Below are 11915 nucleotides of genomic sequence, written 5' to 3'. Positions count from 1 at the left end.
CCTTCTAAAATATGATTAGATATTGACTCAATAAAGAGTCAATACCGACTAGTTTTCATTTTCCAAACGTTTCTTCTCCTGAAAATAGATCCAAATCATTGGAAGTATTATTATAGTGTGCAGAAAAATTGTTAAGGTCAAAGGACCTTGGTTAAGCCAACCGAAAAAACTCGGGTTGACATCTGTAAATGGTTCAAACATTGTATCTCCTTATCTTTCGTGTACTGGATTTTTACCAGTTGTAAGTAAATCTTTTGCCAAGAATATGAAACCTGTGAATGTAACTACACCCATAATGAGTCTCCAATCCATTGCTTGAGAAAACCACATTCCGCTTTGACCGTCAAAATATCCTGCCCAAGTAGCACCCATCTGTGCACGAGAAACAAGAACCTGTACATATCCTGCAATCGTAAGTGCTACGGTCATGCCGACTACCCCACTAACTATCAGGCTAACAGCCCATATAGAGGCTTTCGTGTTTTTCATAATTTTAATCCCGTTTGTGCCTTGAACTGCGATATACATCATACCGACAAGAATAGTTGCATAAGCACCAAAGAAAGCTAAGTGCCCGTGTGCCGAAGTAAACTGTGTACCGTGAGTATAAAGGTTTACTTGAGGTAGTGTATGGAAAAATCCCCAAATACCTGCACCCAAGAAGTTACCAAAAGCATTAAGGACAAACCATGTAAATGCAGGCTTATTGTTAATAACAGAAACATTGTTTCCTCTTGCTTCTTCTCCACCTTGCGTTTTACCCCAATCATAAAGTACATGAATAAACATAGCTACAAGCGGTAACGGTTCAAGTGCAGAGAATAGTGCACCAATTTCCCACCAGTATTCAGGTGTACCAATCCAGAAGTAGTGGTGCCCAAGTCCAAGAATACCTGAACCGAAAAGCATTGCAACTTCTATCCATAACCACATTTCAACAACTTTACGGTGCGCGCCAATCATAGTAATAAGACCGTAAGCCGCAATCGCGCCAACGAAAACTTCCCAGGTAGCCTCAACCCATAAGTGGATTACCCACCACCACCAGTACTGATCAACTGAAATATTGTCCGTAAAGAACATACCGGCCAAATAAAGACCTGCAAAGGCAATCATATCTGCCATAAGAACGGTGACAATTCCTGTCTGCTCCCCTTTCATTCCTGTTAAGAAAAGATTTCCGACAAATCCAAGTGCGACAACGACAATGCCCCAGTCAGCCCAACGAGGTGCTTCAATATATTCACGACCCTCTGTAATAAACCAGATTGTTGTTGCATCTGCAGGACCTACCTGAATGAACAGGTATACAAGTACAACGACAACGATTGCTGCTGCAAAAATCCAAAACAAAAGCTTTCCGATTTTGATACCGACTGTCTCAATACCTGTCTCATCCGGCAGTAACCAGTAAACAGAACCAAACATTGCAAAGACCATCCAAACAACGAGTGCATTAATATGTATAATTCTGGCAATTGAAAAGTCCAGAACGCCATATAAAAAACCAGGCATTACATACTGAATCGCTGCCACTAACCCGAAAAGTAATTGGGCGCCAAAGAGAATAGCTGCAAATGTAAAGTACCATGTTGCCAACTGTTTTGATTCACTTCCGACACCTGTTAAATATTTACTTGCCATGAACTGCTCCTTTTATTTTTCCAAAGTTTCTTGGGAAGCCATTTGTGTCAATAGATGACATATGTTTCAAGAAAGCAACTAAACCTTTAGCCTCTTTTGCTGTGATACCTAAGTCCGGCATCATACGGGCATGTGTAGGATACTGGTCCGGATGCATAAGGAATTCAGCCATCGCCTCTTCTTTTGTGTTTTTCCCCGTTAAAGCCTGCATCGCACCATCTGGTCCCCATGCAGGGTCCAACCATGCTTTTGTTAAGTCAGGTGCATAGTATGCGCCATTCCCAAGAAGTGTATGACAATCCATACAGTTTTTGGCCTGTGAGCCCAACTTGCCTAAGTGAAGTAAAGCCCCGGCTTCTTCTTCAGAATAGTCATCTCTACCAAAGAACTTTTCTTTTTCCCCAATCACAGGAATTTCATGACCACGTTTTGCGCTCATTTCATACGTGATTTTGTAATTTATAACGGTAGGTCCTGGAACCCTCTTCGTCACCTTGTTTTGTAGATCCTGATCATTTCCCATTGCAATCTGAGCTGACGTATCAAACGTTAGCCAAATTAAAAGAACTGATGCAAAACCTGTAACCCACGTTGCTGTTCTTCGCCAGAAACGATTGTCACTCCATACAGATTTATTAGCCACTGTATCCTCCTATAAATTTATTGTCAAAATATATATTAACAATCAGTGTTCATTTTCTTCATGAACCTGATTTTGCATATAATAAACAGCAAATGGAAGTAAAAACAATCCAATTGCTGCGACAACTAAAGCTTTTGCAGTAAATTCCCCGACATGCATTAAACTTCCCATTAAATACAAACAATAGGCAGTCAATACCCAAAACATGTATGCAAAAAGCATACTCCACGGTTTTAGTAGTTTAACTTTTACTGCAGTATATATACCAACATAAAATCCTCCAAAAACTAACACAAGTGCTGACGATACAAATATAGTTAGAAAATCATCCAACGCAATTTCCGGTCTGATTATAGATGGATCGATCATTTTACACTCCTTAAACTCTGTTAATATTTTAGAATCATATGTATTCTAGTCTTTTCTGATACCAATAATATTGATATAAATCAATTTTATTGACTAACATAATGATTTTATCTTATTTTTATAATTAGTGTTACATTAGGTGAATGAATTTTGTTATTTATTTAAGGAATTATTTATATGTGTAGATTGGTAATAGTTTTTCTTATATGTAAGTTGCTTAGGCTTATCCCGTTACTTACATGTAAGAAAATAATTCTCAATGCTTTGGATAAGTTCTTGAACTCTTTTCTTATATAAAGTAAGATCGCTACTTTCATTTTTGGCTATTTTGTTTTTAATATCGTTTGCACAGGCAGTTAAGGCATCCGCCCCAATATTTGCAGAGACACCGATGATGTCAAGTAACAGACTGTCAGCCTGATCTGTTTTATTGTTTTTGAATAAAATTTCCAACTCCTCTGCTGAGTTGCTGTAGGCGACAAGAAACTCTTTTAAAATATCATGGTAAAAATCACTGTCATTTCCGCATACCTGCAATCCTCTGTGTGTATCTAAAGTTGGTAAATCCGAAGAATTCTCTTCAGCAGAAGAGATTCTGCTTGAGTAATGATACAAAATATCATACAAAGCACCGACCTGCAAAGGCTTTTCAAGATGTTCATCCATACCGGCTTCTTTCATTTTTCTAATGTCATCACTTGCCGTATCTCCACTCAGTGCAATGACAGGGATATGATTGTTCTGCGGATCATGTCTGATAGCTCTGGTGGCTTCAAACCCGTCAACTCTCGGCATATGCGCGTCCATGAGTATAATGAGAAAATTTTTGTCTGTTTTGAGGATGTCAAGTGCTTCCTGTCCGTCATTTGCCACAACAACCTCTATACCGCTGTCTCCAAGGACTCCAAGGATTACTTTTTGGTTGATGAGATTGTCTTCGGCCAAAAGAATTCTTTCCCCGGCAAATATTTTAAAATCTTCTTTTGTTATCTTTGCATGCCTTGGCACAGAATGTTGTATTTTTTTTTCTTGAATCTTTTTTTGTGGTGTTGCAGTACTTTGTCCACTTTGCTCTGCTTTGAGTGCTTCTTCTTTTTTAGCCGCTTTTGTGTCAGCTTCTGTTTTGTTTTTTCGTTTTATTCCAAGATAAATGAGTATGAGCAGAAATATAGCTGCCAGAGCAAGTAACTCATTTTGATACTGTAAAACCATAAGAAGACCCTTTTTTTGTTCTTGGAGTAAATCATACAGTATAAAAAATTAAACCTAAATCAAATTTGCTGTATAATCACTAATAAATTTCTATTGACAGGGTGTCTTTTGCAAAATATTCCACATGTTCCGGTTTTATATAAAGAGGTTGTCGAAGCTTTTAAAGATTTACAAGAGGGTATAGTGATAGACTGTACCATGGGGTACGGCGGACACTCCTGTATGATACTTGAAGCCAATCCAAATATAAAACTCATAGCAATTGATCAGGATCAGACCGCTATAGACTTTTCAACAAAACGTCTTGAACAATACGGTAAGAGAGTAAGTATAAGAAAAGGCCGTTTTTCAAATGTGATGCAAGAAATTTTGCAAGAGGTTGATCCCGGCGAAATTAAAGGCATCCTTGCAGACATAGGGGTGTCTTCTTTGCAGCTTGACCAAAAAGAGAGGGGCTTTTCGTACGAGAGTGAGACACTTGACATGCGTATGGACAAAGAAGCACCACTGAGTGCTTTACATGTAGTGAATGAATATGCTAAAAGCGAACTTGAAAAAATACTTTTAGAATACGGAGAACTCAGAAACTATAAAAAAATTGCAGATGCTATTGTGCAAAACCGTCCTTTTGTTTCTGCAAAAGAGTTAAGCGAAGCCGTCAAACCATATATGCCAAGAGGCAAGAAAATTCATCCTGCAACACTTTTGATGCAGGCAATCCGCATAGAAGTAAATGATGAACTCGGTGAACTCAGATCACTGCTCAAGAGCATAGAAGAAGCAAAACTGCCGGATGCAAAAGTAGCAATAATATCTTTTCACTCTCTTGAAGACAGGATTGTTAAAAGAGAGTTTTCCAAATGGTCCAAATCATGCATATGTCCTCCTGAGGCATTTCGCTGTACATGCGGAAACAATAATCAGTTAGGAAAGATTTTAACGAAAAAACCGATTACGGCTACAGATGAAGAACTCAAAGAAAATGTCAGGAGCCGCAGCGCAAAAATGCGTCTGTTCCAAATGGGTGAAAAATGAGCGAAAAGAACGAACTTTTAGATGAACTTGATAATCTGGTCATATCAAAACAAAAGTTAGGTCTGAACTATTTTTTATATATGTTGCTGGTGTTGACATTTATAGCCATGTTTGCATTTCCTAAAATTTACATTACAGAGCAAATTTACTTTAAAAGCAGAGATATTGCAAAACTCAAAGTAGAGTATGATACGCTCAAAGAAGAAAACAAACTCATCCGTGCTTCTGTTGAGTCGATAAAATTTAAAAATCAAATACTAGATACTCTCTTTTAAGGAACAGCAGTGATTCGTAAGTTTATAGAATTTGCTATAGAAAAACCACTTTTAAATCATATACTATTACTCTTTATTTTTATGCTCTCCATTTTTGCGTATATCAATATACCCAAAGAAATTTTCCCTCCGATGAATATGGATAAAATAACCATAAAAGGCGGTTATGCCGGAACATCGGCTGATATTTTGGACAAAATGGTTGTGCAGAGTATTGAAAATGATTTGCAGAATATTGATGCACTTGAAGATATAAAAAGCAGTATCAAAAACGGTTCATTCAGTATCAGTGCAGACATTAAGAACGGTTCGGACAATATTACAGTACTCAATGATGTCAAAGATGTGGTGAGCAGTGTAAAAAAAGATTTGCCGGCGGATATGAATGAGCCTGTTGCCAAAATCAAAACACATGCATTTCCCCTTGTTCTTATAGCTCTCTCCGGTGATGTTCCTAAAGAAACACTGCTAAAACATGCAGATGAACTTAAAACAGAATTAAGCAAGTTTAAAGATTTGAGCGACATTACAATTCGTGGTGATGCCGATGAAGAGTTGGATATACAGCTTAATCCGCAAAAAATAAGAGCCTACGGACTCTCCTCAACACTGGTTATCGCACAACTCTCCAAAATAAGTTCGATTTTTCCCATAGGCACTATCAAACAAAAAGCAAATCATCTTTATATTTCTACATACAACGGTGAAAAGACACAAAAGGCGGTTGAAAATACACTGATTGATGTTGGTGGAAAAAGAGTTAAAATCGGCGATATTGCAGAGGTTTCTTTCAAGTTGAGTGATGAGGTGGAACTCTCCCACTATAATGGGGTACGAAATATTTCAATAAATGTCACAAAGAGCAAAAACGGCAATGCCATTGCTTTGGTAAAAGAGATACGAGAACTTTTAAAAAAACAAGAAGCAAAACATCCTGATTTGGATTACAACATCTACACAGATACTTCTGTATGGATTAAAAACCGCCTCAATACCGTCTTTTCAAATATAATGTTTGGTTTGATGCTTGTTTTTCTGGCAATGCTGATTTTTATCAACAGAGGCATAGCCTTTGTTGTTGCACTCGGTATTCCTGTAAGTTTTATGATAGGGCTTATCGTGACAGAAATATTGGGAGACAGTCTTAATATGCTCTCTCTTCTGGGAGCACTGATTGCGCTTGGAATGCTCGTTGATGAGGCAATAGTTGTAGCCGAGAACATCTACAGACACCTTGAAGAGGGGATGGATAGAAAAGAAGCGGTCATAACAGGTGCGGCAGAGATGTTTCCTGCCGTACTTACGGCAACGCTTACAACAGTTTTCGCATTTTTACCTATGCTCTTGATGACAGGTGAAATGGGAATGTTTATTAAGATAATTCCTATAATGATAACGGTCCTTTTACTCTCTTCACTCTTTGAAGCTTTTTATTTTCTTCCTTTGCATGCACATGACTTTTTGAAAGTCTCCAAAGAAGGGAGTTTTACAAAACGATTTTGGCAGAAAATGCATGACTGGTACAGTACAGCCCTGCATTTTCTTTTTAGAAGAAAGTTTCTCTCTTTGAGTGTTATTGTTGTGAGCATTGTTTTACTTGAATTTGTAATGATTAAAAATGCAAAATTTCAGCTTTTTCCGGATTTTGACAATACTCAAATATATGTCTACGGAAAGGTCAATATTAACAATGAACTCAAAGATACGGAAAAAATTGTAACAAAACTGGAGAATATCATCCTTAAAAACATAAATAATGAAGATGTCTCCTCTGTAACTTCTGTTATCGGTTTTAAAATGGATGCCAAAAACAGAGCCGAACTCGGTGAAAATATGTTTCATATATTTATAGATTTACATGAGCGCGCGCCTGAGAATTTTTTTGATACATACATCAGTCCTTATCTCTCTATAGAATACAACCCTGGAGTACAAACACGTAAAAAAGATGCAAAAGAGATAGCAAAAGAGATTAAAAAAGTATTGAAAAATCAAAAATCAGCTTTTGAAGAACTTGTTGTGAAAGTTCCTGGTGCAGGAGTGATAGCACATGATGTCGAAATTGGTTTGAGTACAAAAAATGCCCAAAGTGTTGTACCCTATCTGAAAATTCTTGAAAAAGAACTCGCAGGTATCAAGGGTGTTTACAATATAGCGGATGATGCAACGCTCGGTGAGAAAGAATTAAAGTTACATGTAAACAGATATGGTCAGGAACTGGGCTTTACCGAACAGGATGTTTCAAATGAACTGCGGGCATATTATCTTAAAGGGGAATACGGAAAACTTTTTAATGACCAGGGCTTGGTGCGTATACGACTTGACAGCAATGTAAATAAAGAGATACGTTCCATACATACAATTGAATTGCAGGTTCCGGGATCAGACAAATATGTTGCCTTAAAAGAGATATGTGATTTTGAGTATATACAAAGCTTTGTAACGCTTAAAAAAGAAAACGGCAAAAGAGTACGCAGTGTTTATGCTTCTACAGACAAAAAAATTATAACATCATCCGAACTCATGAAAAAACTTCAACCGACACTGCAAAAGTTTAAAAAAGAGGGCATTGCTGTAGATATCAAAGGAGAAGAAAAAGAGAATAACAAAAACAAAAGAGAGATGATGCAGTCGGCGCTTATAGCAATATTTTTAATTTTTATTACTTTGGTGTGGCTCTTTGATTCTATAAGAAAATCTTTAATTGTTATCAGTACAATTCCTCTTGTACTTCTGGGTGTTTATGTGGGACACTGGATAATGGGGCTAAACCTGACTATGCCGGGACTCATAGGTATAGTAGGGCTTGCAGGTGTTGTTGTCAATGACGGGCTTATCATGGTAGATTTTATAAAAAATGCCAAAAATACAGAAGATCTGATGAAAAGAGCGCAAACACGACTCAGACCGATTCTTTTGACATCGCTGACAACTGTACTGGGGCTTTTAACACTTATATTTTTTGCATCAGGTCAGGCAAAAATACTCCAACCGATGGCAATATCTTTGGGGTATGGTATCGCATGGGCGACAGTGTTAAATCTGTTGTATGTCCCCTTGCTTTATGCTGTTGTATATAAAATCAAACCACCTCAAGCAAACAAAGGATAAAAATGAATTTAGAAATAAGTCAGGCACAGTTTGGTGTAAGACCACCGGTGACAAAACCAATACCGGAGTTTTTACTGGAAGTAGGGGAGGAAGGCATCAGGGAACTGATTTCCAAACACTATGATGCAATAAAGCAGAGTGATATTTCTCATCTTTTTCCTCAGGATGATGCAGAATTTGAAAAAGCAAAAGTGAATTCGGCAGACTTTTTCATTCAAATATGTGGAGGACCGAAGTATTTTAATCAAAACAGAGGGGCACCGCAAATGGTAGGTCGTCACGCACCGTTTCGCATTGATGCAAAAGCACGTCAAACATGGCTGGAACTCTATAAGCCGCTCATTGAAGAGCTAAAAGAAAAAGGGGTGACAGAAACATCACTGTACTCATTTTGGAGATATTTGGATATATTTTCCATCTGGATGATAAATACGCAGTAGTAACCGTATAATAAGGATTATATAAGGAAGCTCCTTGTATAATTCCGACCTACCAACAATAAGTGGGTTCTTAGCTCAGTTGGTTAGAGCTCTCGGCTCATAACCGAGCGGTCGAGTGTTCGAGTCACTCAGAACCCACCACTTACAAACCCCCTAAACAACGAACTTTAAATTTGAATTGGTGTATTGTTTTTTCAACAAAATTTTTCAACACTCTTGGAACTATTTTTTTATGCTTTGTCAATTTTTATTTTTTGGTTGAAATAGATTAGCAGGTTATCAGTTAACCCTACCTTTCAACTTACTTTTAAAAAATTGCACTTGATATTAGAATTGGCGGGTTAAAATAAGGGGCAAACATAACATTTTTCGTTCCCTCTTTTGTTTGTAACTAATCCGCTGTTGGCAATCCGAATTTCTGAGTAATCAATTCTCCTTCTTCATTAAAAAAAAGATAATAAAGTAAATCTTTCTTTACATGTAAACCCGCCAAGAATCTCAAAGCAAGGTTTGCCTGCAGAGATGCTATGTGCATCACAATCGGTGCTGCAATACCTGCGGGTGTTTTTTGTACAATTTTAAAGGCGTCATTAAAAGATGATTTGTCAAAAAAACAGACCTGTCCGTGAAATGCTTCTACACTTCCATAAATCCAGGGTGTATTGACTTTTTTTGCATACGTGTTAATATCCCCGCGTGTAGGAAGATTATCTGTGGCATCTAAAATGAGATCCACTGTAATGTTTTTTTTGCTCCACTCTTCAAAATTACACTCATGGGAAACAGCTTTTGTGAAGGGACATCGCTGTTGTATAATTTCAGCATTTATTTTTGCCTTGTTCTTCCCTTCATCTCCTAGTTTAAAAGCGATTTGTCTATGAATGTTATGCAGACTGACTTCATCAAAATCTATAATGTGGATTTCTCCGATTCCTGTTGATCCCAAAGCAAAGGCAAGCGAAGAACCAAGCCCTCCTGCTCCAACAATTGCTATTTTTTTTGTTTGAAGATTTTTTTGTGTCTCTTCTCCCCAAAGTTGCACCTGTCTGTGAAAATACTCCATCATTATAAATCCTTTTTTGTAAGTTTTAATGCTCTCTTGCTGATAGCTTCTTTAAATCCCCATGTGCGACGAGAGCGCACTACCTCTGTATGACTCATATCAACTATCATTAACTCTTCAGTATTTCCCAAATGGTTTAAAACTTCCGCATTCGGGGATGCCAATATAGAATCACCGTAAAATTTCCATACAAACTCTTTGTCCTGATACTCACCGATTCTGTTGGCTCTGAGTATATACATATTGTGTGTAAATGCTCTTGTGAGTATTAATGCTTTCCATCTCTCATAAGAGTCAAAAGTTGAAACGCTCGGTACAAGCAAACAGTCTATGTTTTTATTTCTAAGTTTAGCAAAAAATTCATCAAAATGAAGTTCAAATCCGTTCATTACCGCAAATTTGAAGCCGTCAATTTTAAAAACCATAGGGGAGAGCAGTGGTGCAAGTGCATTTGCAAAGAATTTTTCTTCATTCCAGTGGGCATAGTTAATAAGGATTTGCTGATTGTAGTAAGAGGCAGATGTTGGAGAAAACTTTGCAATACATTTGTAAATCTTATCTTTTTTGACAATAACCAAGGGAGCGATTATTGTTATACTGTATGTTAAAGAGAGTTCTTTGAGGATTTTAATCTGATGGAGTGCCTGCTCTTTTATCATAGAGACAGACATCTGTTCGAGTTCTTTGAAAAAAGGATTGAGAACGTATTCACCAAGAAGTAGGACTTTGACGCCTTTTTTACTGGCTACCCGAATATAGTTATAAAGTTTTGTAGAACTCATTCCCTGTGCATTGAGCTGTAAAACTGCCGCTCTCATTGCGTAGTTTTTAAATTTTGAATTTTGATTTGAGCTTCTTCAAGCATTTTTTGTGCTTCGGCCAACTCTTTCATGCCTTTTTCATAGGCTTTTACACTCTCTTCAAGTGTAATCTCGGGGCTCATAAGTGTTTCCAAAATTTCTTTGGCATTTTGGAGTTTTTTTTCAAATTTTTCTTTAGCCATTGAGTGCATCCTTTACATTGTTTTCAAATTTATCAAGCTCTACCAAAAATGCGTCATGACCATAGTTGCTGTCAATATCTATATAATCATGATTTCTGTTTCCTATTTTTTTGAGTATCTGTGCCATTTCTTGCATTTCAGTGTTTTTAAACAGCAGATCATTTTTAAAACTTATCAGATACAGAGCAGAGGTTATTCTTTTAAGTGCTTCATCCAGTGAATCAAATCCTCGAGACAGGTCATATATGTTAATGGCTTTTGTGATATAAAGATAAGACAAGGGATCAAACCATTTTGTAAAATTGTACCCGTTGTATTCCAGATAAGACTCTACCTGAAACTTTCCAAAAAGCTCATACAGCCCATCTGTGAGTTTATACTCTCTGCCAAATTTTTCACGCATTGATTCTGGAGACAAAAAGCTGATATGTCCCGCCATACGACCGACTGCCATCCCTGAGAGTCCCTGTTCTTTGAGAAGATTCGGATCATAATATCCCTGTTTGAAATCAGGATCATTGAGAATGGATTCCTGCGCAACTTTGTTAAAAGCTATTGCCCATGGCTGTGTTGCATGTGTTGTTGCCATTGCAATAATTTTGTTGGCAAAGTTTGGATAGTGTATGGCAAACTGCAGTGCCTGCATACCGCCCATGGAACCGCCGATTATTGCATGTACTCTGTGAATATCGAGCCTGTCAAACAAAATACGCTGTGCTTTTACCATGTCTTTTATGCTGACAACCGGAAATTTGTAACGGTAGGGTTCGTGATGGGGGTACTGCATGCTCATAGGACCTGTGGAACCAAAACAACTGCCTATGACATTTGAGCATATTACAAAATATCTGTCAGTATCAATGGCTTTTCCCGGACCGATAAAGCCATCCCACCAGCCGGGTTTTGCATCATCTTCATACAGTCCTGCAGCATGATGTGAACCGGTAAGTGCATGACAGACAACCACTACATTGCTCTTCTCTTCATTAAGTGTGCCATAGGTTTCATAAATAATATCATACGGTTCTAAAATACGCCCGCTTTCAAGATAAAGCGGGTTTGTAAAATGTTCTGTATGCGTTTGCAGGTTTAAAGACAAGGTGATTGCTCTCCGAAAATT

General features: G+C 37.6%; 13 protein-coding genes and 1 tRNA gene. 5 read left to right on the top strand and 9 right to left on the bottom strand.

The window, feature by feature from the left end:
- Nucleotides 1-48: 48 nt before the first annotated feature.
- The 5 genes from MLC35_RS07945 to MLC35_RS07925 form a co-directional block, all read right to left on the bottom strand.
- On the bottom strand, nt 49-201 hold the full coding sequence (locus MLC35_RS07945; RefSeq protein ID WP_188110045.1) for a hypothetical protein: 153 nt from the start codon (nt 199-201) through the stop codon (nt 49-51).
- Between the two features lie 9 nt (nt 202-210).
- Nucleotides 211-1644 (bottom strand): cbb3-type cytochrome c oxidase subunit I, encoded by a 1434-nt coding sequence (locus tag MLC35_RS07940; RefSeq protein WP_151899970.1) that lies wholly within the window; start codon nt 1642-1644, stop codon nt 211-213.
- On the bottom strand, nt 1634-2287 hold the full coding sequence (locus MLC35_RS07935; protein ID WP_151899971.1) for a c-type cytochrome: 654 nt from the start codon (nt 2285-2287) through the stop codon (nt 1634-1636). The genes MLC35_RS07940 and MLC35_RS07935 overlap by 11 nt, the downstream gene beginning before the upstream one ends.
- Nucleotides 2288-2329: 42 nt before the next feature.
- The gene (locus MLC35_RS07930) at nt 2330-2656 is read right to left on the bottom strand and encodes a hypothetical protein (RefSeq protein WP_151899972.1); all 327 of its coding nucleotides are present in this window, start codon (nt 2654-2656) and stop codon (nt 2330-2332) included.
- Nucleotides 2657-2887: 231 nt separating this feature from the next.
- The gene (locus MLC35_RS07925) at nt 2888-3868 is read right to left on the bottom strand and encodes a response regulator (protein ID WP_434636507.1); all 981 of its coding nucleotides are present in this window, start codon (nt 3866-3868) and stop codon (nt 2888-2890) included.
- A gap of 108 nt (nt 3869-3976) precedes the next feature.
- On the opposite strand from MLC35_RS07925, the gene rsmH reads away from it, so the two are divergent.
- From rsmH to MLC35_RS07900, 5 genes are all read left to right on the top strand, one after another.
- The gene (gene rsmH, locus MLC35_RS07920; RefSeq protein WP_434636505.1) at nt 3977-4903 is read left to right on the top strand and encodes a 16S rRNA (cytosine(1402)-N(4))-methyltransferase RsmH; all 927 of its coding nucleotides are present in this window, start codon (nt 3977-3979) and stop codon (nt 4901-4903) included.
- A complete protein-coding gene (locus MLC35_RS07915; protein WP_151899975.1) occupies nt 4900-5178 on the top strand; it encodes a hypothetical protein in 279 nt (92 codons plus the stop codon). The genes rsmH and MLC35_RS07915 overlap by 4 nt, the downstream gene beginning before the upstream one ends.
- A gap of 9 nt (nt 5179-5187) precedes the next feature.
- Nucleotides 5188-8289: an efflux RND transporter permease subunit gene (locus tag MLC35_RS07910; protein ID WP_418640499.1), complete on the top strand. Its 3102-nt coding sequence runs from the start codon at nt 5188-5190 to the stop codon at nt 8287-8289.
- 2 nt (nt 8290-8291) lie between these two features.
- On the top strand, nt 8292-8729 hold the full coding sequence (locus tag MLC35_RS07905; protein WP_151899977.1) for a globin: 438 nt from the start codon (nt 8292-8294) through the stop codon (nt 8727-8729).
- Nucleotides 8730-8793: 64 nt separating this feature from the next.
- Nucleotides 8794-8870: transfer RNA gene (locus tag MLC35_RS07900), tRNA-Ile, on the top strand.
- Nucleotides 8871-9120: 250 nt separating this feature from the next.
- Here MLC35_RS07900 and MLC35_RS07895 read toward each other — a convergent pair.
- Genes MLC35_RS07895 through metX form a run of 4 tightly spaced genes read right to left on the bottom strand, consistent with a single transcriptional unit; the run spans nt 9121 to nt 11894 of the window.
- Nucleotides 9121-9795, bottom strand: coding sequence for a HesA/MoeB/ThiF family protein (locus MLC35_RS07895; protein ID WP_151899978.1), 675 nt, complete (start codon nt 9793-9795; stop codon nt 9121-9123).
- Nucleotides 9795-10610 (bottom strand): carbon-nitrogen hydrolase family protein, encoded by an 816-nt coding sequence (locus MLC35_RS07890; protein WP_346388975.1) that lies wholly within the window; start codon nt 10608-10610, stop codon nt 9795-9797. The genes MLC35_RS07895 and MLC35_RS07890 overlap by 1 nt, the downstream gene beginning before the upstream one ends.
- Nucleotides 10607-10795, bottom strand: coding sequence for an exodeoxyribonuclease VII small subunit (xseB, locus tag MLC35_RS07885; RefSeq protein WP_151899980.1), 189 nt, complete (start codon nt 10793-10795; stop codon nt 10607-10609). The genes MLC35_RS07890 and xseB overlap by 4 nt, the downstream gene beginning before the upstream one ends.
- On the bottom strand, nt 10788-11894 hold the full coding sequence (gene metX, locus MLC35_RS07880; protein ID WP_151899981.1) for a homoserine O-acetyltransferase MetX: 1107 nt from the start codon (nt 11892-11894) through the stop codon (nt 10788-10790). The genes xseB and metX overlap by 8 nt, the downstream gene beginning before the upstream one ends.
- Between the last annotated feature and the right edge of the window lie 21 nt (nt 11895-11915).

This window comes from Sulfurimonas sp. NW7 (assembly GCF_051132265.1).
GTDB classification, from domain to species: Bacteria; Campylobacterota; Campylobacteria; order Campylobacterales; family Sulfurimonadaceae; genus Sulfurimonas; species Sulfurimonas hydrogeniphila.
This window is presented reverse-complemented; position numbering and strand designations above follow the sequence as displayed.

Bases quoted from the DNA above. Each gene is read 5' to 3' on its own strand.
- MLC35_RS07945 (WP_188110045.1), bottom strand. From the start codon at position 201: ATGTTTGAACCATTTACAGATGTCAACCCGAGTTTTTTCGGTTGGCTT.
- MLC35_RS07940 (WP_151899970.1), bottom strand. From the start codon at position 1,644: ATGGCAAGTAAATATTTAACAGGTGTCGGAAGTGAATCAAAACAGTTG.
- MLC35_RS07930 (WP_151899972.1), bottom strand. From the start codon at position 2,656: ATGATCGATCCATCTATAATCAGACCGGAAATTGCGTTGGATGATTTT.
- MLC35_RS07925 (WP_434636507.1), bottom strand. From the start codon at position 3,868: ATGGTTTTACAGTATCAAAATGAGTTACTTGCTCTGGCAGCTATATTT.
- MLC35_RS07915 (WP_151899975.1), top strand. From the start codon at position 4,900: ATGAGCGAAAAGAACGAACTTTTAGATGAACTTGATAATCTGGTCATA.
- MLC35_RS07905 (WP_151899977.1), top strand. From the start codon at position 8,292: ATGAATTTAGAAATAAGTCAGGCACAGTTTGGTGTAAGACCACCGGTG.
- MLC35_RS07895 (WP_151899978.1), bottom strand. From the start codon at position 9,795: ATGATGGAGTATTTTCACAGACAGGTGCAACTTTGGGGAGAAGAGACA.
- MLC35_RS07890 (WP_346388975.1), bottom strand. From the start codon at position 10,610: ATGAGAGCGGCAGTTTTACAGCTCAATGCACAGGGAATGAGTTCTACA.
- xseB (WP_151899980.1), bottom strand. From the start codon at position 10,795: ATGGCTAAAGAAAAATTTGAAAAAAAACTCCAAAATGCCAAAGAAATT.